The 20,817-nt window shown below is 42.5% G+C and carries 20 protein-coding genes and 2 pseudogenes; 7 read left to right on the forward strand and 15 right to left on the reverse strand.

Annotated elements, in window-relative coordinates; genetic code table 11:
- Positions 1–69 precede the first annotated feature (69 nt).
- Positions 70–639, reverse strand: a complete 570-nt coding sequence (locus ACED59_RS21515; protein WP_133153737.1) for a hypothetical protein — start codon at positions 637–639, stop codon at positions 70–72.
- A gap of 60 nt (positions 640–699) precedes the next feature.
- Here ACED59_RS21515 and ACED59_RS21520 point away from each other — a divergent pair.
- A pseudogene (locus ACED59_RS21520) lies at positions 700–807 on the forward strand (IS110 family transposase); the annotation flags it as partial.
- A gap of 305 nt (positions 808–1,112) precedes the next feature.
- On the opposite strand, the gene ACED59_RS21525 reads toward ACED59_RS21520, so the two are convergent.
- Both ACED59_RS21525 and ACED59_RS21530 read right to left on the reverse strand, forming a co-directional pair.
- Positions 1,113–1,757, reverse strand: coding sequence for a hypothetical protein (locus ACED59_RS21525; protein ID WP_017098767.1), 645 nt, complete (start codon positions 1,755–1,757; stop codon positions 1,113–1,115).
- Complete coding sequence (locus tag ACED59_RS21530) at positions 1,757–2,296, reverse strand: TIR domain-containing protein (RefSeq protein ID WP_017098768.1); 540 nt, start codon at positions 2,294–2,296, stop codon at positions 1,757–1,759. Before ACED59_RS21530 ends, ACED59_RS21525 begins: the two co-directional genes overlap by 1 nt.
- A 665-nt stretch (positions 2,297–2,961) precedes the next feature.
- Here ACED59_RS21530 and ACED59_RS21535 point away from each other — a divergent pair.
- The 4 genes and pseudogenes from ACED59_RS21535 to ACED59_RS21550 all read left to right on the forward strand — a co-directional run.
- A pseudogene (locus ACED59_RS21535) lies at positions 2,962–3,158 on the forward strand (IS110 family transposase); the annotation flags it as partial.
- A gap of 136 nt (positions 3,159–3,294) precedes the next feature.
- Positions 3,295–4,194: a homocysteine S-methyltransferase family protein gene (locus tag ACED59_RS21540; protein WP_029224006.1), complete on the forward strand. Its 900-nt coding sequence runs from the start codon at positions 3,295–3,297 to the stop codon at positions 4,192–4,194.
- A 113-nt stretch (positions 4,195–4,307) separates the two neighbouring features.
- Positions 4,308–5,318: a Gfo/Idh/MocA family protein gene (locus ACED59_RS21545; protein ID WP_029224007.1), complete on the forward strand. Its 1,011-nt coding sequence runs from the start codon at positions 4,308–4,310 to the stop codon at positions 5,316–5,318.
- A 10-nt stretch (positions 5,319–5,328) separates the two neighbouring features.
- Positions 5,329–6,837, forward strand: coding sequence for an SgrR family transcriptional regulator (locus ACED59_RS21550; protein ID WP_371704976.1), 1,509 nt, complete (start codon positions 5,329–5,331; stop codon positions 6,835–6,837).
- Between the two features lie 75 nt (positions 6,838–6,912).
- Here the strand turns inward: ACED59_RS21550 and ACED59_RS21555 are convergent, their stop codons facing one another.
- The 4 genes from ACED59_RS21555 to ACED59_RS21570 all read right to left on the reverse strand — a co-directional run bounded on the left by ACED59_RS21555 (position 6,913) and on the right by ACED59_RS21570 (position 11,205).
- Positions 6,913–7,968, reverse strand: coding sequence for an alcohol dehydrogenase family protein (locus ACED59_RS21555; protein ID WP_017098496.1), 1,056 nt, complete (start codon positions 7,966–7,968; stop codon positions 6,913–6,915).
- Positions 7,965–8,483 carry a TetR/AcrR family transcriptional regulator gene (locus ACED59_RS21560; protein WP_017098497.1) on the reverse strand — a complete coding sequence of 173 codons (519 nt, stop codon included), beginning with the start codon at positions 8,481–8,483 and terminating at the stop codon, positions 7,965–7,967. Before ACED59_RS21560 ends, ACED59_RS21555 begins: the two co-directional genes overlap by 4 nt.
- Before the next feature lie 195 nt (positions 8,484–8,678).
- Positions 8,679–10,133, reverse strand: a complete 1,455-nt coding sequence (locus tag ACED59_RS21565; RefSeq protein ID WP_017098498.1) for a glutathione synthase — start codon at positions 10,131–10,133, stop codon at positions 8,679–8,681.
- Positions 10,134–10,269: 136 nt separating this feature from the next.
- Positions 10,270–11,205: a LysR substrate-binding domain-containing protein gene (locus tag ACED59_RS21570; protein ID WP_017098499.1), complete on the reverse strand. Its 936-nt coding sequence runs from the start codon at positions 11,203–11,205 to the stop codon at positions 10,270–10,272.
- A 120-nt stretch (positions 11,206–11,325) separates the two neighbouring features.
- Between ACED59_RS21570 and add the strand changes: the two genes are divergently transcribed.
- Together add and ACED59_RS21580 are read left to right on the forward strand one after the other, a co-directional pair.
- Positions 11,326–12,324, forward strand: a complete 999-nt coding sequence (gene add, locus ACED59_RS21575; RefSeq protein ID WP_017098500.1) for an adenosine deaminase — start codon at positions 11,326–11,328, stop codon at positions 12,322–12,324.
- A 331-nt stretch (positions 12,325–12,655) separates the two neighbouring features.
- Complete coding sequence (locus ACED59_RS21580) at positions 12,656–13,231, forward strand: sugar O-acetyltransferase (protein ID WP_017098501.1); 576 nt, start codon at positions 12,656–12,658, stop codon at positions 13,229–13,231.
- A gap of 208 nt (positions 13,232–13,439) precedes the next feature.
- Here ACED59_RS21580 and ACED59_RS21585 read toward each other — a convergent pair whose 3' ends face one another.
- The 8 genes from ACED59_RS21585 to ACED59_RS21620 form a co-directional block, all read right to left on the reverse strand.
- The gene (locus ACED59_RS21585; RefSeq protein WP_017098502.1) at positions 13,440–14,060 is read right to left on the reverse strand and encodes an HAD family phosphatase; all 621 of its coding nucleotides are present in this window, start codon (positions 14,058–14,060) and stop codon (positions 13,440–13,442) included.
- Positions 14,061–14,285: 225 nt separating this feature from the next.
- On the reverse strand, positions 14,286–15,710 hold the full coding sequence (locus ACED59_RS21590; RefSeq protein ID WP_017098503.1) for an aspartate kinase: 1,425 nt from the start codon (positions 15,708–15,710) through the stop codon (positions 14,286–14,288).
- Positions 15,711–15,789: 79 nt separating this feature from the next.
- The gene (locus tag ACED59_RS21595; RefSeq protein ID WP_009845969.1) at positions 15,790–16,176 is read right to left on the reverse strand and encodes an ectoine synthase; all 387 of its coding nucleotides are present in this window, start codon (positions 16,174–16,176) and stop codon (positions 15,790–15,792) included.
- A gap of 13 nt (positions 16,177–16,189) precedes the next feature.
- The gene (gene ectB, locus ACED59_RS21600) at positions 16,190–17,455 is read right to left on the reverse strand and encodes a diaminobutyrate--2-oxoglutarate transaminase (RefSeq protein ID WP_017098504.1); all 1,266 of its coding nucleotides are present in this window, start codon (positions 17,453–17,455) and stop codon (positions 16,190–16,192) included.
- 35 nt (positions 17,456–17,490) lie between these two features.
- The gene (gene ectA, locus ACED59_RS21605) at positions 17,491–18,024 is read right to left on the reverse strand and encodes a diaminobutyrate acetyltransferase (RefSeq protein ID WP_012600076.1); all 534 of its coding nucleotides are present in this window, start codon (positions 18,022–18,024) and stop codon (positions 17,491–17,493) included.
- Between the two features lie 468 nt (positions 18,025–18,492).
- Positions 18,493–18,753: a DUF5062 family protein gene (locus tag ACED59_RS21610; RefSeq protein ID WP_009845972.1), complete on the reverse strand. Its 261-nt coding sequence runs from the start codon at positions 18,751–18,753 to the stop codon at positions 18,493–18,495.
- 231 nt (positions 18,754–18,984) lie between these two features.
- Entirely contained in the window at positions 18,985–19,641 is a 657-nt protein-coding gene (locus ACED59_RS21615; RefSeq protein ID WP_012600074.1) for a Qnr family pentapeptide repeat protein, read from the reverse strand.
- Positions 19,642–20,084: 443 nt separating this feature from the next.
- Positions 20,085–20,567, reverse strand: a complete 483-nt coding sequence (locus ACED59_RS21620) for a MarR family winged helix-turn-helix transcriptional regulator (protein ID WP_009845974.1) — start codon at positions 20,565–20,567, stop codon at positions 20,085–20,087.
- Positions 20,568–20,817: the final 250 nt, after the last annotated feature.

The raw sequence follows: 20,817 nt of genomic DNA on the forward strand, positions 1-20,817 counted from the left end.
AAAGTGGCTTCGGGCTTGTTCAACACTCGGGATTTAGTGTTGGCTGCGCAACACCTTAATCCTTATTCGTTATACCTGTTCTATCAGTTTTACCGTACCCTGCCCATCAATAACTACTCGCCACTGCTTGTTCTGGCAATCAAAGTAGAAACCCTTTAAACCAGCAAACTTCTCAAAGCTACCAACACTATGAATTGATTCATACCTAACGAATACAGCGTCGCTTGCTTTGGTTTCAGTAAGTAGCGCTTCAGCAGACTTTGCAAACAAGACTTCATCAGGAAGCGCAATAATACTATTATTTTGCGATAACAAAGCTGACAGCTTTGAAAAATAGTCCCTTATACGTGACCATTCTTCTAAAGATTCCCTGACCCGTTTATGTGTTTCCGGAATAACAAAACCAACGAAGCCAAGAACAGAGATAACTTGTATAACTGTTACTGGATAATCAGCACCACGACCAATATTGCTTTCTCTAATTAAAAACTCAATCGGAAATTTTGACTCGATCAGTGAATGTCTAATCGTACTTTCGATTTCACCTGTTTGTTCGTGCCAATCAAGCCCATAAGCTGGATCTTTGTAAGTGCTTAATACAATGTCCATTTTTCCCTCAAAAGGTATAACGAATGACATGGACTCCCCCTACCGAGGATTTGCCACACTTATGTGGTACTTAAACGCATCGGAGGCACCATGTCTGATTATTCTTATTTCTGCGGTATCGACCTAGCTAAAAACCACTTTAGTCTTCATGCCGTAGACCAAAATGGTAAGGTCATACTTCATAAGTCAGTAAGCCGACCCATGTAGCCGAAAGGCATTGATAATAAGGAGAATGGCATTGACGAAGTCAGAGGAGATTCGACGACGAAAGAAACGAAAAACAGCTAACTGGTTGATAAGATTGCTATCGCAACCTTATCTTGACCTCGCTCGCCTTGAGAAAAGCCTCAAAGCGATGTGCCCTTCAAATGCAATCGTACAATTTACTTAATAAAGTGGCTTCGGGCTTGCTCAACGCTCGGGATTTAGTGTTGGCTACGCAACACCTTAATCCTTATTTGTATGTTTGTCAGACTATATTTTTATTAAAGTTATCTAATATTTTATGCTTTTGAAATAATTTGATGCATTTTAATTCTGTATTGTATTAAACATGTATTGACGGCTTTTAAATCAACTACAAGTTCTTCATAATGTGGATAATCACATTGAATTTCTTGTGGTGTTTTTGATTCATTTTCCGGTAATACAGATACTCGTTCATACCAGCGTCTATACCTTGCTTGCCATTTGGTCAGATGTGGTCTGATACCGTTGTTCAACACTTCGATAGAAAGATTAATTATCTTTTCTGTATCTTTACGCCGAAAGTTTGAGACTGGAACATCTTTAACTAACTCTCGAGCAACAGAAAAAAATCCGTACCATGAACTATATACTTCAACAATGACATCATTATCATAATCTATCGGCAAACCGATTTTTCTTGTACTTAACTCAACCCAAATTTTATATGCAATTTGCATATCAACAAGATTAGGTCGTAGTTTTATTTTCTGATTACCAATGCCAATTTCAGCTTCATCTATTTCGAATGATTTAAACTTTCTCGAAATAAAGATTTGATAAAGAGCATAAACAACTATTAGAGCTAAAGCATATAAAATAATTTCACTATTAATTGAAAGGTTCATATTGAATTTTTCATCAATAGTGAAATTCAGTAGTTTTTCTGCTTTGTCACTCATTATGGGCAAGTTCGGTTATAAGAAAATTTTTCTCGAGGATTATCAATCCATTTCTTATGCGTACTTCTGCGATTGAACGCAGAGTCTATTGCATTCTTTAATGTATCTTTTCTTGTAGGGTATTCAATCCACCTAGCATAACAGTCTTCTTGATCATCAGTTTGCTTCAAGTTTAAATTAAGTCTGTTTGGGAATGCGGTATTTTTAGAAAAACTTGGTAATTTAATTGCCAATACGCCATTTGGCGTTACAGTCTCTCCTGAACGTAATGAAGACTGCAGTTCCCAATCAACATATCGTCTTGCCCATGTGCACTTTCCTAGCAAAACAATAGTGACTGTAGAGTCCTTTAAATACAATTCTCTAATCCGACTCATTACATAATCTGTATCTTGACTATTAATAATATCAGGGCTCATTTCTGGACCTAATCCTCTAGAAATAAACACATCACGTTCATGATCAAATGTTCGAATAAAATCATCTACTTCATCTTGATCTTCATGATGATACGAAATAAAACACTTATGTCTTGCCATTTTATACTCCATTTCATTAACTACAATTTAAGATAAAAACATAACGCCTTGCTAAGTGGCTGATAACGCACACCTTACCTAAAGCAACGCACCTTAAACACAAAACTCATTGGAACCAAAACTGCCAAGCGTCAGAAGTCCATTTGAGCAATTTGTTAGTTTGCCTACTGTGACTAAGCCAAAGGCTGGGTGCCAAGGTGCTGAATTGGTTACCAAACTAATGAATTCGAGCGCATAAGTAAACCGAACCGTTCAAAACTCAAACCCCACCGACAAAACGCGCTTGGCTAAGAAGCAGCATGCGCTGATTTTCCACAGTTCAACAGGCTTCAAATAAGAGAGGATTCTTTCGGAAAACTAGACAACCAAGTGCGCGGCTACCCCGCTTTACCGCGAAGTTTCAGCAACAAAGAAGAAGCGTAAATGATCGTTGAGAAAGAGAATTTAGTAAGCTATAAGGAAATGAATAACGCGTAATAGCTGAGACGAAAAACAACCCACGCGAGATGATAATTTCGATGAATGAACAGGCGTTTAGCTAGAGCACAGAACCAAGCTTTACACTTAAAATTCATTTCTGCACTTAGCAAACTAACGAATGACATGGATTCCCCCTACCGAGGATCTGCCACACTTATGTGGTACTTAAATGCACCAGAGACACCATGTCTAATTATTCTTATTTCTGCGGTATCAACCTAGCTAAAAACCACTTCAGTCTTCATGCCGTAGACCAAAATGGTAAGGTCATACTTCATAAGTCGGTAACTCGCTCTAAACTACTGACTACAATAGCAAAATGCCACTCATGCGTATAGGCGTTGAAGCGTGTGGTGGTGCACATTATCGGGAAAGGGTAATCTAAATTATGCCGTGGCTATTTCTAAAACAGTCCGACACCTTTTCTCGCTAACACAGGGTATTGATGGCTTCTGTCTGAGAAAATTGTCTGATATGGTGGCGGCAGAACTTCAGCAATTGTTTAGATAGTATTGAATATGAAAACACTAACCATACTTGATGGCGGCATGGGCCGAGAACTCAAAGAAATTGGCGCGCCATTTTCTCAACCACTCTGGAGTGCTCAAGCGCTGATTGAAGCACCCGAATTTGTCAGCCAAGCGCATCAAAACTTTGTCGATGCAGGTGCTGAAATCTTGATCACCAATAGCTACGCGTGTGTGCCCTTTCACTTAGGCGAAGAACTGTTCGAGCAACGAGGCTTTGAACTCGCAGCACTATCTGGCGAACTGGCTAAAGCAGTTGCAGACAATGCTCCCCACACAGTGAAAGTCGCGGGCGCGATTCCACCGCCATTTGGCAGCTACCGACCAGACTTATTTAAAGTCGAAGAAGCAGCGCCCATCATTCAAACGCTTTACGATGCCCAAGCCCCAAACATCGACCTTTGGATAGCAGAAACCATCTGTAGCCTGCAAGAATTCGAATCCATTCATGCGGTACTCAAGCAATCAAGCAAACCGTGTTACTACGCGTTCAGTTTGGAAGACACCAAGGGTGATTCTGCCAATATTCGTTCTGGCGAGAGCGTAACAGACGCCATCAAGCTTGCCTGCCAAGCAAACGCTACTGGCATAATGTTTAACTGCTCAGTGCCTGAAGTGATGGATCAAGCTATTATCGATGCTAAGCAAGTGATTGGTGAGCTAGGTAGTGATTTGGAAATTGGTGTCTACGCCAATAACTTTGCACCTATCAGCAGCGAACATGAAGCTAATGATATGCTTCAAGAGATACGTGAATTGGATGGCCAAGGTTATTTAGTTTACGCAAAACGCTGGCACGCGCTGGGAGCGAATATTATCGGTGGTTGCTGCGGTATTGGACCAAAACACATTCAAGCCCTAGCCGATTGGAAACGCCACACACAGAACTGATCCAGATCTTCAACTAGAATAAAATAAATAGAGAACAGGTTGAGAAATCTGTTCTCTATTTGTATGTGGCGTCTCTGAGTACACTGATACAAAACAACGATTTGGAGCAACTGATGAGCGACACGCAACGTAAAATTAAATGGGGTATCGCAGGGCTAGGTAATATCGCTAATCGATTCGCAACAGCTGTAACCGAGCACTGTCTGCATGGTGAATTGTATGCCGTTGCCGCAAGGGATCACTCACGCGCAGCTACGTTCGCCAACAAATTTGGTTGCGACAAGGCTTATGGCTCTTATGAAAAGATGGCGCAAGATCCAGATGTTGAAGCGGTTTACATCGCTACGGTTCATCCTTATCACAAGCCTTTAGCTAAACTGTTTCTAAGCCATAAAAAACACGTATTGGTCGAGAAGCCGGCTTTCACTAATCTTGGTGATTGGCTGGAGATGAAAGCTCTCGCAAATCAAAATGGTGTGATGTTGCTAGAAGCAATGAAAACCGTGGTGTTTCCCGCGTATCGTGAGATCCAATCATTCTTGGTCGACAACAACATTCAGATAGATTCAATCGAAGCCAGCTTTGGTAACCATCACGACTATGAGCCGGGCTTATTTATCTTCAATCCGGATTTGTCAGGCGGAGCAACGCTTGATGTTGGGGTCTATGGGCTTTGGTTCTTTTACGATCTGTGCAGAACACTGGGGGTGACCCCTTCAGAACCTCAGGTAGAGATGTCGTGTCTGTATGAGGGCGCGAATGTCGATACCGATGCGTGCTTTACATTCTCTGGTGATATGAACGGTAAGATATCGGCATCAACAGTGCAGAACCTTCCCCGAACGGCACACTTGACTGGGCCTGATACCAAAATCACCATTCACGAAAAATGGTGGAATCCAGCCTTTATTGAGATTGAGCATCAAGGGCAAAAGTCGACCATCAACTGCCGAGTGACGGGGAATGGGTTCGAATTTGAAATCGACCATTTTTCAGGATTGGTGCTTCAAGATAAAACTGAGTCGGATATCCTAAGCTCAGAGATAACCTCTCGAGTTCTCGATACGATGGAAAAAGCACTGATTGACTCTGGCTATCCACATTTAACTCAACCTCGTCGTTAGGAAAAGAAAATTGGGCAACCTTAAGCGCAAGCTTGAACTGTATGAAAAGATATTTCAGGCTTTTGGGCCTGGAGTATCGTATTGTCAGGTCAACCAACTGGCTACACTGCTGCATGTGAGTGAACGTCATGTTCAGACCTTAATAAAAGCGATGACAGCACAAGGTTGGATTGAGTGGCAAGCCAGCTCAGGCCGAAGCAAGAAAGCACAACTCACGTGTCTGGTTGAGCCCATTGAGGCGTGTTACCAATACACACAAACCCAAGCCGATGCGGGTAATATAGAACAGGTGTTTAGCACCTTAAGCTTCAATGGCCGCAATGCTGGCGCTGAGTTACAAGCCTTTCTAAGCAATACCAATCCGTCGGCGCAGAATATCGCGTACATCCCCTTTCACCGAGAACTCGAAGCGCTTCACCCCCAACGAGTACTTAGACGCACCGAACGCTTCTTAGTGATGCAAGTTTGCCAACGCCTAACCTCAGTTAAGCACGGCAAACTCAGCGGCGATCTGGCTTATCATTGGCAGCCTAATGAAGATGCGACACAGTGGCACTTTCAAATACGCAATGGCGTTCGCTTTCATAACGGTCGAACACTCGAACCTCAAGACATAGCGCGCAACCTTAACTCACTCTGCCAAAGCAAAATATGGCGTCGCTGTTATCAGCATATTGATGAGGTCTCTGCCTCGGCAGGTAATGTGGTTGTCGTAAAATTAAATCAACCTGATTGGCATTTACCGCGCTTACTTTCCAGAGTTGAAGCCTCCGTCTTTGATCCCTCATCACCGACTGATAGGCTGATTGGTTCTGGCGCGTTCTCATTAGACATCTTCTCAAGCAAGATGTTGAGATTAAGCCGTAATAGCACGTATTCACATAGCACTCCGATTCTCAATCGAATCGAGTTGTGGGTCTATCCAGAATGGGCACAGGGTAAAGCCTGCGCTCAAAATCAGGTGTGCGTGAAACTGCCCGAAAAGACGACCACCGTGCGTGGCGATTACCATTCTTCTCAACCGGATTCTTGCTCGACGTTTTTCAAGATTCAAAACCCAGCATTAACTAAGTCACTTCGTGAATTTACTGTTGAAGACACCTCTGAATGCCAAACCCTTTTCGAGCAGTTGTCTGCGTCTGGCGACCACAAAACCAGCGTGGAATATGGAAACTACCTAACTACCAAAGACGTGGTGCTATGCAGCATTATTGATGAGAACGACACCTTTTTCTCATGGTTAAGCTTCTTCACTCGCTTCCCCTTTGAGGACTTAGCGCTGTCTACTGAGATGCTAGAGACAATCGAACAAGGCTTAGCCTCGATAAGAAGCCAGCCAAACTTTGAGTTAGCGATGAATGCACTGTTAGCACTCAAGCATTGGTTGAATGACTCTGGAGTTGTGATTGAGCTAAAGCAAGAGGTGTTCAATTTGGAAATTTCTGAAAAGATACACAGCGCGCAAGTCAATGGTTTCGGTTGGTGCGATCTCGACCAATTATGGATCAACCATTTGTAATTTATGGCTAGACAAATTTGCTAGTCTTTCCTACTTTCACGTAATGGAGCGAGTCTAGTGTCGCGTACCGTTACTTTATCTCTGAGCCACTTCCAATACTATCTTGCCGACGTGTTTTTTCTTCAAGAACTCGTCTTGTGCAGTATGGATGTCAGCAAGTGGGAACGACTCCGCGACAATTGCGCCAATCTGCTGTTTCTCAATTCGGTTAACCAAGTTTTGGAATACTTGAGGCTCCAACACTGTACAACCGAAGAAGCTCAAATCTTTCAAATATAAAGTACGTACATCAAGCTCGACCATCGCACCACCAATCGCACCAGAGACGGCATAACGACCATGCGATTTTAGGACTTCAAGAAACTCTGGCCACTTGTCACCGGCAACCAAATCGATAACCACATGCACACTATTTACACCTAATGCTTCCACCAAATCAGCGTCACGAGCAATCACTTCATCAGCACCCAATTCAAGTAACTGTTGGTTCTTGCTTGGGCTAGTAATCGCAATCACGTAAGCACCGCGTGCTTTCGCCAATTGAATCGCCGCTGAACCCACACCGCCCGAAGCGCCAGAGACAAGCACGCGATCACCTTCAACCACATTCGCGCGAGTCAGCATGTTCTCTGCTGTTGAGTAAGAACATGGGAAAGACGCTAGCTCTACATCCGACATAGAACTGTTCACCGCATAAGCGTGTTTCGCTGCCACTTTTGTGTACTCAGCAAAACCACCATCGCACTCAGAGCCAAAATACCATGGCTGTGGTAGATCTCGTCCACACACTTCCGTTAAACAAGGTTCAATAAGAACACGCTCACCAATACGATCAGCAGAGACTTCATTGCCGACTGCCACGATTAAACCACACACGTCAGCACCTTGGATACGAGGGAACTTCAACGCTTCACCCGACCAACTTGCGTCTTCTGAGTCATCACTTTTAGAGTACCAACCGATTCGTGTGTTGATGTCGGTGTTGTTCACGCCTGCAGCCATCACCTTGATCAGCACTTCATTAGGTTCAATTTGAGGAACAGCGATATCTTCACGGTAGCCAAGCATGTCTACTCCGCCATGACCCAACATCTCTACGCCTTTCATTGTTTTCGGTAGTTCGAATTTCATCGTGTTTCCTTGAGTAATTTTGTCACCATATTCTGTGCTGATGTCACCGCTTCTTCGCCTAATACTGACCACGCGCTTGATACACCTTCATGGAGTAGAAACAGCTCTGAAGCCAGATCATCTCGTTGACTCTGCTTCCCCAGAAGTGCTTTTACTTCTCGTTTATGTTCAGTAACAGCTTGATTAATTATCTCGTTGTCAGGAAAAGCAGCCATCGCATTCATCGACATACAACCGTGCGGTGCATACTCTTTCATCCACTGTTGTAACTTGTCGAAGATATCCAGCATGGATGCCAGGCCCTCATCAGGCGCACTTTCTAACAGGAAATTTAGGTAACGGTGATGACGGTGCTCTAAGGCGCCCACTATCATCGCTTCTTTCGATGGGTAATGCCTATACAGCGTGCGAAGGCTGACATTACATGCCGTCTTTAGCTGAGCCACACTTGGCTCTGCAAAACCATGTTGGCTAAACGCAACCTCAAGGCTCTCTGCAATTTGTTCTCTTAACATGCGGATCTCTTATTACCCGACCAAAGGTAGAGTGACTGTTCTACACACATGGTAGAGCGATCATTCTACCCGTGTCAATGAGATCTTTTTGTCGTCCTATAAAACGAAAAATCCCGCAACCAAGTAGGAGCGGGATTTCAGTTATCAAAACGACTTACTTAATGCTTAATGCTTAGTGCTTAGTGCTTAATAAGACTAGGGTTCAATCAACACCAACGAGTCTAGAATCCCTTTGCCGCTGTGGATCCCGCCTTCATTCTCACTCGCAGGTTTGCTACGAATCAAGTAGCCCGCATAACCGTCTAATTCGGTAACTGGCTTACCTTGGTAGTAAGCGGTAAATAGACCAACTTCGCTGACTAAATCTGTCACCAGCGTTTGTTGAGTGTCACGCACCGCAATGGTTGGTACGTCGCGTTCGTGTGGATACAAGCGCTGCATCAATGCCCATGCGTCGTACTCTTCTGGCTTAAGTTGACTCAATTGCTCGCTAATGTCGTCACCAAAGACACAATGGCCGCCGCCCTCACCTTGGTTTTTCAACACCCACTCTTGTTTAATCGCCACGCTATTGAACCACTCGATAGTATCGGTATTAATTGGCTTCATATCAGCCAAGACACTTTTCACCAGTTCTGCTTCTTCTAACGTTAAACCCCAGCGTGCGTATTCTGACGCAGGCATCATGGTCAGCAGCATTTGCATGGTTTTGCTGGTCGCTAATTGTTGGCTGATGGTCGCGTTCATTGCGACATGGTGTTGTTCCATAAACACGCGCGTTTGGCTTAGTGTATGACAACAAACCGATTCGTTGAGTTCTGGTGCCCAGTAATCTGAATACTGATAGCCAGCTCTTAGGTAGACCACATCGACAGCGCCGACATCTTGCAGTAACAAGCGTTGGTTATCACCCGATGAAAGCTGACAGCTAAGTTGTTCAAAGGTGCGGCGAACCGTACGTACACCCTGCTTTTGCAGTTCAATTTCAAGTAGGTGTTGATCGTAAACATTGTCTTCGTTCTTCTGTACTACCATCAAGAATGTTGGCTTATCTGAATCATTAAAGTCAGCTCGCACTTTTCTTGCTGAAGTCGCAATACCATAAGCCAGTTGCTTTAAGCCTTGGTTTTCAGCAGGTGTGGCAGATTTATCTTCAAGCCAGCTCCGATAAGTCTCAGGCCATTGATTGTGCATGTAATCATGGAACTCTGTGGCCTTTTGCCCGAATGGAGCCATACCTGCAGCAATGCCATTAAACTCGATCACTTTCGCGCCATGTTGGCGATCGTCCATGAAGTCAGTACGCATTAATAACAACGGTTGGCGAGCAGGATAAAGTCGATGAGACACCTCGCCATGCGCTTGTTGATGCAGTTCCATCAAGCGGCCAAAAAACGGATCAGCTTTGGCCATATCACTCAGTGATGACTGCAAGAAATCATGATCTTCGGAAACATTGCTGATTAACTTGGTGATCAACGGTGTTACCTTCAACAAGTGTTCATACACCTCACGCTCCATAGTCATAGGAGCAATGCTGAAAGGACAATGCCTCGCGGTATTATCTGACTGGCGAAACGCAACACCGTGCATGATCGCCCACTCACACGCGTCTTCAATAATTTGTTGTGGTAACCGTGGAATTGTCATCTCTCATCTTCCAAATAAAAATAGCACCCAGAATAAGACGAAGCTTAATTCCAAAAGACGAAATAAAACTGGATTTTTTATCAAACAACTACGTTTGTTTTATCTTTCAAAAGCTTGAATAGATTATACATCTCAACTATCGAGTCTGCTCGATGATCAGATCGCGCAACCATTTATGGCTAGGTTCTGAATCGAAGTATTTGTGCCATAGAAGGAACAAGCCTCCCGGCACCAAATCAACCGGGACAGGCTTCATCACCAACTCTCCACTATCAATGTAATCGCGTACCGAGTTGTATGGGTAACACATAAGTAAATCACTCTGCTTACACAGCTTAATGGCACTGGTGATGTCTGAAACATTAGCGGCTTTGTTGATTTCCAATTGCTTGGAATTTAACACTTCCATTAGAAGCCAATCACCGGCTCCGCCCGTCACCAACTGTATGTGTCGATACTTCAAGAAAGTGTCGAGGTTCCACTCTTCTTGCAAGGCTGGGTGGTCATTTCGCATCAAACACACCGAGTAATCCAAGCACAGCTCCACATAGTCCAGCTCATCAGGAATACACTGCACGTGGGTAGAAGCGCGCTCATCTAGCTCAAAGATACCGATACCAAAATCCACTTCACGTTTCAGTAAGCGCTTGAAGCTGTCGCTGCTCCACGTTGAACTGTTGATGGTGATGTGAGGCGCATCGGCAAGTGCCGTAGGCATAAAATGCGGATAAATCGCCGTGTACGCGGTTTCGACAAGGTCTATAGTAAAGGTACGCTCACTGTCTTTGGGGTCGAAAACTTCGGGAACAGTCAGCTTTTCGATTTGCAGTAGAATTTGGTGGATCTTAGGCGCTAACGCGAGTGCTTTGGGTGTTGGGAATAGACCCTTTGATTCACGCTCAAACAGCGGATCATCAAACAAAGCTCTGAGTTTAGTGAGCTGTTTACTTACCGCAGACTGGCTCAAAAAGAGTCGTTCTGCCGTTTTACTCACACTTCGTTCTTCAATCAGAACGTGCAAGCAAAGCAGCAAATTCATATCGCATTTAAGTAAGCTTTTAACATCTACCATGATATTCCCTAAATTCAGGTTAATGATGATTAATTGTCACTTTAAATCATATCATTGTCTTGGTAAATTTAGCGCATGTGAGTTAAAACACTCAAAGAATAATAGAATTAAGGAATACTCATGGATTTTCTAGCACTACCAAAGATTGATTTACACTGCCACCTAGACGGAAGTGTTCGCCCAGATACGATTATTGACCTAGCAAAACAGTACAATATCGAACTACCTGAAGATCGCGACGAGGTTGTTCAATCTCTAACTGTGCCAGAAGATTGCAAAAACCTAGATGAGTACCTGGCTTGTTTCAGCCTGCCACTGCAAGTAATGCAGACTGAAGAAGCAATTGAACGTATCTCTTTCGAGCTTTACGAAGACGCTGCACTAGAGAACGTTAAATACCTAGAAGTTCGCTTCGCACCAATCCTACACGTAAATAAAGGTCTGTCTCTTGATACGATCATTGCAAGTGCAGTAAAAGGCATGAAGCGCGCTGAAGAGAAATACGACATCAAAGGCAACTACATCATGTCTGTGCTTCGTATGTTCCCTAAAGATTCTATCAAAGACGTAATCGACGCAGGCCAACCCTACCTAGGTAAAGGTGTTGTGGCGTTTGATATCGCAGGTGGCGAAAAGCCAGGCTTCTGTGCTGAATTCCCTGAATACACGCAATACGCTCTTGAAAAAGGCTACCGCATTACCGTTCATGCTGGTGAGCAATGGCACGGTCAAAACGTTTACGATGCAGTGACAATGCTTGACGCTGAACGCATCGGCCACGGTGTTCACATCCAAGGTAACGAAGACGCATACAACATCGTTAAAGAGAAGCAAGTTGCGCTTGAAACTTGCCCAACAAGTAACGTTCAAACTAAATGTATTCACAAATTCAGCGACCACCCAATTGCTGAATTCAAGAAAGACGGCATCGTTGTTACGATCAACACAGACAACCGTACTGTGTCGAACACAACCATGACCAACGAAGTGAAGCGTGTGTGTGAAACATTCGACCTAACACAAGAAGATTACGCTGAAATCTACAAGTACTCAGTCGACAGCGCTTTCGCTTCAGACGAAGTGAAACAGCACCTAATGGGTTTCGTTGAGCAAATCTAATTTGGCAAAGCGCGCCTATGGCTGAATAGCTAGGCTCACTTAGCATTAGTGCTTAAAGGCACAAAATAGGAAGAGAAAGGCTGACGCTTTTCTCTTTTTTTATGTCTAAAAGTCGCTAATCTTGCAGTATTCGTCATTTATACCAATCACAGTAAGTAAGTGATCATAAATAGCGCAGGAAAAAGGCTTAAGAACAAGGCAGAAATTTTCGATAAGTAGTTATTCTACAATCAAAATTTCTAACGCAGTTATTGAGCGTTTTAACCAGCTAGGATGACCAGTTATTTACTACGATTGGTATTAAACCGAGACTCTCGGAAAGTGGGCAAGCATGAGTAATACAAACGTTAAAACTGAACTAGAAAAGATGCTATCTGGGCAAGTATATGATGGTGCAGACCAAGAAATTGATACCATGCGTTCCAATGCCAGAAAGTCGCTAATGGCTTTCAACAACTACCAAGATCCAGACCAGCAACACACATTGCAAGAGCAGCTATTTGGTAAGGTTGGTAGTAGCAGCTTAATCCAGCCCCCTTTTCATTGTGAGTTTGGCAAAACCATCGAGATTGGCGACGATACCTTCATTAATATGAACGTAGTAATGCTAGATGGTGCGAACATCAAGATCGGTAACAATGTTTTAATTGGACCAAGTGCGCAATTCTATACGCCATCACACTCCCTTGATTATCGTAGCCGCCGTAAATGGGAAACCTTCTGTTTACCAATAACAATCGAAGATGATGTGTGGGTTGGCGGTAACTCAGTGATCAACCAAGGCGTGACAATTGGCGCTCGATCAGTGATTGCAGCGAACTCAGTAGTCAACAGCGATGTACCGCCAGACTGCTTATACGGTGGTACACCAGCGAAGTTGATTCGACACCTGAATACTGAACAATAAAGCTAAATAGAAGAATAAAACGTATCAGTAGAATAAAGCTACTTAGAACAACGAATACAAAAAGAGGCGATGTTCACATGAAACATCACCTCTTTTTAACCGATTCATTTTCTCTTTTATCAATATTTTCTACTTAGCTTTTCTACCTAGACTATCCGCATAGAGAAACCTGACTAAATATAGATAATTTGAGCACTTCGCTACATGATCACGTCAATTCGACGCCAAAAGCACGTAGTGCGTTCTCGCATTGCACAGCATCACTAAACTGGATACCGGCCATACCTACAGCCTTTGCCCCTTCAACGTTACAGGGCATATCATCAATGAAGACGGTTTCTGAAGCTTCAAGACCATGTTGTGACAGTAGAGCATGATAAATTTCAGGTTGAGGTTTGAGCATGCTCAACTCTGCCGATACCGTTGCACCATCAAATAATGGCCAAAACTCGTAGGTGGCTTTTAGGTACTCAACAATCTCAACCACGTTATCGGTTAACGCATACACAGCATAACCTGCTCGCTTTACTTGCTTGATGAGGTCAATAGAACCGTACAGTAAGATCTGCGTTTGCTTTACGTAGTAGAACAGGCGATCGCACTCTAATGAAGATAAATCTAACTCTTGTTGGTAGCGAAGTTTGGCTTCATTTTCGGTTAAGAACCCTTTGTTCAAATCCAACCAAATCGTACTTTGGAAAATTGAACGCGCTTGGGTTTCCAGATCATCAAGTTCCCCGAAAGTCAGGCGAGTAATTTCTAGCGGTGACCAACGTACAATCACATTGCCGACGTCAAATACCACATTTTTTATTTGATGAGAACTCATACCTTGCTCCTGAATTATTCGCGTGAAACAACAACAACACCGACATTAAATGCCGCACCTTAAAGTTCATAACCTTGTTTTACAAAATAAGGACTGAAATCACAATATGTCATCGAGGAGGTACGAAAAAGGCCATCATAAAAATGGCCTTTACACAGAATTCGTTGCAGCCTCACCCCTACAGATCAAACGTTCAGTTAGTCGATGGGATAGGCTGCTCTATATTTAAGCAGCATTCACTGATGATGTGACCTTTTGCTTTTGTTCAAAAAACTCTTCATGTAATGCACAAATGGCCTCTTGATACTTATCGTCGCTCACAACAAATTGTACATTCACGTTTCTCATCGACGAATGTAACGCAATGGGCGTAACACTATTGCTCATCAAAGCCAATACGCCATTCGCTAGCGTTTTATTGGTGTCAATTTGAGAGCCGATCGCCGAAATGATAGCGACCATACGTCCCGAAATAGATGCTTTCGGATATCGCTTCTCTGCCTTATAAAACACCTTATTTAAACTTTCTGAACTACCGCCTAGATAATACGTAATAGAGTTAGCATTCATCTCTTTTCCGATAAGGTTAACTCTCGCATCCGCGATAATTTCCATTAATTCATAACTGACGTTATCAGCCTTACCGACCATCCCCTGATCAAATACATGCAATGCATATACTTTCTGCTTTCCGGCAATAATCTCTATCTGATTGGTGTCTGGGCGGTAATCTGAAGAAATCAGTGTACCTTCATGCTCTGGCTCAAAAGTGTTCTTTATTTGTAGTTCGATTCCACTCTCGCGCAACCCTGCTGCGGCATTAGAATGAATAGCTTCCATACCAAGGTTTGCTAACTGATCGGCAACATCATAATTAGTCGCTCCAATTGGTTTAACTGAGCTAACCCCAACGACTTTTGGATCGGCCGAACTAAAGTGATACTCCTTATGAATAATAGCCAGTGATGCCTTAGTCATAGTCGCGATACGGCTAAACGTCATCTCACTGTAACCACGATCATAAGTACGCATCAAACCTTCTTTACAATAGGCATAACCCGTCACTATAGGTAGCTCTTGAGCCACATTTATGTCTGAAAAAGCGTCTCTGATGGTATCGTCCAAACTCTGAGGAGTCTTGTTATCCCAACCAGAAAGGTCAACAAAGGTTGAATTAATACCAATATTTTTCAATTTAAGAGCCGTATTATACGCACTATGTGACTCGCCAATTGAAGAGAGAAACTCGCGGATCTGAGGTAAGTAATGCCTCAATGAAAACTGACCGTATTGACACGTTTCAAGGATATTTGTAATACAGTTCTTCGCTTCTGAAATACGCGACCGGATGAACTTATCAGCACGCGCACGATTCATAGGATCTGCAAAAATATGCTCGTTGATCAACAACATACGGCTTTCAATGTAAGATAACGCTTCTTCCCAAGAATCATCACGCATTGCGATCAATTGATAAACACCTGGCTTGCCTGTTTTTTTGCACTCCAAAAGTGCATCTGTCATCCCGCTATAAGCTGACACAACAAAAATTCGATTGTACGGATTTTTCGGGCGGAGAATAATATTGTCGAGCACAGCATCAAATGCTGTCATGGATGTACCGCCGATTTTTTCTACGGTAAATGTCATAAAAGACCTTAGTTATAGAGAAGCAATAAAGACTAGATAAATGGAAATTGGGGTGAGATTTCACCCCAGAAAAAGTCGGTTAATCAACCAGAGGATAAACGCCGTTTTCATCGTGAACTTCAGCGCCAGTAATTGGCGGATTGAATACACACGCCATAACCATTTCTTTGTTTTTATACGCACGTAAATAGTGTTCATCGTGCTTATCAAGGATATAAAGCGTCCCAGGTTTGATGGGATAAGTCTCACCACCAACCACTTCAATTTCGCCTTCACCACTCATGCAATATACTGATTCTAAGTGGTTTTGATAATGAATATGTGTTTCCGTCGCTTCATAAATTGTCGTGATATGAAATGAAAAACCCATGTTGTCATCTTTCAACAACATGCGAGTACTTTCCCAATTATCCGAAACAATACGTCTTTCGCTATTGCGACATTCATCAAGTGTTCTAACAATCATTTTACTGTCCCTATTACGATACTTTCTTGAAATACTTAGTTGCTACAATTTCTACTGAATCTTCGAAGATGGTTAAACCTTGCATCAGTTCCGATTCAGATATCGTCAGTGGGCAAAAGAACTTCACTATTTCATCGTTAGGGCCAGCTGTTTCAATGACCATACCGTTTTCAAAACACGTTTTGGCAATTTCGTCAGCCGTGTTTCCATCTTTACATTCAATGCCAATCATCATTCCACGTCCCTTGCGTTGAACGAACAGCTCTGGGAAACGCTTGATATTGCGTTGAATGACATCATCAACCATGCTTGAGCTACGTTGAATATGATTTTCAAAATCATCATTTGACCAATACATTTCTAACGCTTTCGTAGCGGTAACGAACGCATGGTTATTACCACGGAAGGTGCCGTTGTGTTCTCCCGGCTGCCATTTGTCTAATTCAGGCTTTAATAAAACGACGGCCATCGGTAAGCCATAACCACTTATCGATTTAGACAGCGTGACTATATCTGGCTTGATACCTGATGGTTCAAAGCTAAAGAACGTACCCGTTCGACCACAACCCGCTTGGATATCATCGACAATGACTAAGATATCGTGAGCTTTACAAATTTTACTCAAACGCTGTAGCCACTCATTTGAAGCGACATTCAATCCACCTTCACCTTGAACCGTTTCCAATAAGACGGTTGCTGGCTTATCCATACCGGCAGAATTATCAGCTAACATCGTTTCGAACAATTTTAATCCATCAATGCCAGCGTAACCCTCAAATGGCAAACGCGTAACGTTGTTTAGGTTTGAACCCGCGCCTTGTCTATGATGTTGGTTACCCGTAGCAGCCAGTGCACCTGCAGTACAACCATGAAAACCATTGGTAAATGCTACAATGCTGCTTCGGCCTTTCACTTTTTTAGCCAATTTAATCGCGGCTTCAACGGCATTGGTTCCTGTTGGGCCTGTAAATTGAACTTTATAATTGAGGTCTCTTGGTTCTAGAATTAAGCGAGTAAGCGCTTCTAAGAATTCAGCTTTGGCTTCTGAATGCATATCTAAACCGTGCGTAATCCCATCCATTTCAATGTAATCAAGCAAGGCTTGCTTAAGTATTGGATTGTTGTGACCGTAATTGAGAGATCCTGCTCCAGCAAGAAAATCGATGTAACGATCACCTTGTTTCGTTTCAAGCCAGCAACCTTTTGATTTACTAAAAGTAACTGGAAAACTATTCGAGTATGAACGTACGTTAGATTCCTGCTTTTTAAAAATATCCATGATAATGCCGTTATTTAATTCCTATAAGTGTTTGATTATTTAAGGAGGATTCGATAGAGGTATTCTGTATCGTGCTGCCCGTTAAAGTGAAGATTTTCATCTAAGAAAGTAGTCACTTTCCCGGTGTTACCGTTTTTTTCGTCCAGCTTTTTGAACAATGCCCAAGACGCTTGGTTTGATTTAGTGATAGTCGTTTCTATCGCTTCAATGCTCTTTAGGCCCTCTCGTTTAAGTAAGGTGTTCAGCATCTTGTAGGCTAAAGCATTGCCTCTAAACTTAGGCGCCACCGCCACTTGCCAAATAAAGAGAACATTGGGCTCACTGGGTTTTTGGTAACTAGAAATAAAGCCAGCAAGGTCACCTTCATGCTCCACTAAAATACAAGTTTTACTAAAGTGAGTAGACTGCAGGAAATTGCAATATGAAGAGTTAGTATCTAATGGGGGGCACTCTGAAATTAATTGATAAATGTTGTTGCCATCCGAAACTTCTGGCTCACGAAAATTCCATTTTTCAATCATCTTTTCTACAACCTCTGGATACAATATCCAAGGCGCTGACGTAATCATACCGAGACACTTCCTTTGAACTCTAATTAAATTCCTTTTAATTATGAGCATTTCCCATACACAAAGATCAACACATTAGCGCTAAAAATCAAATTTTAGCGACGCAGATCACACTTGCGTAAGTATTATATGTATTAAATAATACTTTGAGTTCTAATTTATTTATTGGGTCGGTATAAATTTGAGAGTCTTGAAGGGAATAGACGAAAGGAAATCGTTAGTGCAATTCATAAAATACAGCGTTCAAGTGCCTGAGTAGGAAGGATAGGAATCAGCAAAAATATCGACGACTCCAATACTGAATAAGGTAAACAGTGACGCTCTAAAAAGAGATGGCTTAGGCTCTAATATTGAAACGCAGATACCTAAAACAAAAAAACCTAGCGTGAGATAGCTAGGTTTTTCAAGTAAACATAAATTGGCAATCAATCAAAAGAAACAAATTCGAATCACTGAGTTAATCGCGAATTACTTCAGGGGATCATTATCAGGCAGAGCCTTGTGTATCCATAATGCTAAACGCTTCTTAATATTCGCGCCATCAAGCTTACTTTCAGGTAAAGGCGTGATCTGATTAACTCCAACAAGAAACAAGTACACAGCCTTAACTTTTATAGGTTGAGATGAGTGTGGCAAATCAAAGCCTTGTAACTTTGCCATTTTAGAACCGACTTCCAGAGCTTTCTTGAGCAATTTATCTTCATTAATGATCTTCGCGGTTTTCGACATATCATCTCCATCATCTTAATCGAATGAACACTGAGTATATCAAACCGAAAGACTCACAAGATTACTTCGCTCTCAGTTTGAGGAGTCGCTTTGATAAATTGCAGGTTACGGACTCCAAATACGGAAAGCCCAAAGTTATTAACTTTGGGCTTTTCTTCTAACTGCTGTGGTTAATTACGACCGAGTGATACGACAACCGAGTTTTACAGCGTTATATGCAGAATTAGAAAATCAATCAGGCATCACAACAATACCCATGGTTTCAAGCAACTGCTCTTGTTGCCAAGCGACAATCTTAATCCCTGTCGTATCCACTTTGCGAGGGTCTAACCCTTCTAATTCCGCATGACACAAGTTAGCCCCCTGCATACTGAATTGCCCCCATACATCTTCGGAGAACACGCCTCGGCTGAGATCAGACTCTTTCAGTGACGCACCGCCAAGGTAAGTCCCTATCCAGCGGTTTTCAAACAACTCACACTTTTCTAAGCAGGCCTGCTCCAAGTTGGCGTATGACAAGTTACAGCCCGTAATATACGCAGAGCAAAAGTACATCCTATTGCTTACTTGATTGGCAAAGTTAGCACGAGTAAAATTCGCTCCTTTTAAATCGCATTCACGCAGCTCAATCCCATAGCAATTCGCATTACTAAAGTTCGCCATCGCCAACTGGCAATTCTGGAAACTTGCGTCTCGTAAATCGGCAATATCAAAGTGGCACCCCTCAATATCGCCTTGTTCAATAAACTTACAGTTAATAAACGTTGCATCACGTAAGTTCGAACGTCTGAAATCACAACGGATAAACGTACAGGCCGTAAATGTAAGCTCTGATAGATCTTGCTGAGCAAAACTGTGCTGATGATAAGTGCTGTTATTAGTGTCCATTTAACCCCCTAAAGAAATCAAGCTAAGACTACCATTGTGATCTTAAGAAAACATCAAATTAAAAACCAACAAAAACAGCAACTTAAAACACCATAATTTGGCCATTTTAAGGCACCAAACGAGCCATTTAAGGTTGTTATTTTCGTTTTATGGCATGCGCTTATCTTGAAAAAAGTTTTGTCGCTTAGAAGTGGGGGGAGATTAGACACAACGAGAATATCATCATATGTCAGCATAAACTTGATGCCATAGCCTATATAGATACCTTAGCTTGATACTTAGTCTTTCGAAAACCTTAGCTTATATCTATAGGCTACAACTAAAAGATGATTTTTATTAGTAAAGTCAGAAAAATTGGGAGGCCAAGATCAAAAAATGGCCGCTTGATGCGACCATTTTATAACTCTTTAAACTTTTTCTTAGCTAGACAATTTAAAACTACGTTAACTCTTGACGACGTTTGCAATGCCTTCAAGCTGTAGAACTGGAGCTGCGTCGATGTCTTCGGCGTTCATCATTGCAGACACACGTTGCATCGAAGAAAGTAGTAGGCTTTGCTCCCATGCTTCTAAATTTTGGAATTTTTTAACGAAGTTATCTTGTAGCGGTGGTGGCGCATTGTTAAGTAGCTCTTGACCTTTTTCAGTCAGATTTGCGTGTACTTTTCGGCGATCTGACGAGCTGCGAACACGTTGTACATAGCCGTTCAATTCCAAGCGATCGATGATCGTCGTTGTCGTCGCTTGACTCACATTAGTTTGATTAGACAATTCTTTGATCGTCACATTACCCATCTCTTGGATTGCGCGCATTAAAATCAATTGAGGGCCCGTCAAACCATACTCTTTACTCAGCTTTTTCGAGTGTAAATCGATAGCGCGAATAATTTGGCGAATAGCGACCAAGATTTCGTCATGTTTATCCAAGATGCAGACCTTTGTACTAATATACTGTGAGTGACTTTACAGTGCCGTGGCGATGAGATTTCCAAACTGAACAGCTTAGGATCGCTCGAATTACACTGTAAATTGATAATTTACTTCATTGATTTTTCCGCATTGTACTGATGTTAATACTATTCTCAATCTTTTCTATACCACTAAACTTGCGTGGTACGGCACTTTTGCCTAATGAAGGGGGAATCAAAGCTTCAATGAAGACAAAAATAATGAGTCA

It is taken from the genome of Vibrio sp. FF266, assembly GCF_041439695.1.
Classification (GTDB): Bacteria; Pseudomonadota; Gammaproteobacteria; order Enterobacterales; family Vibrionaceae; genus Vibrio; species Vibrio tasmaniensis_A.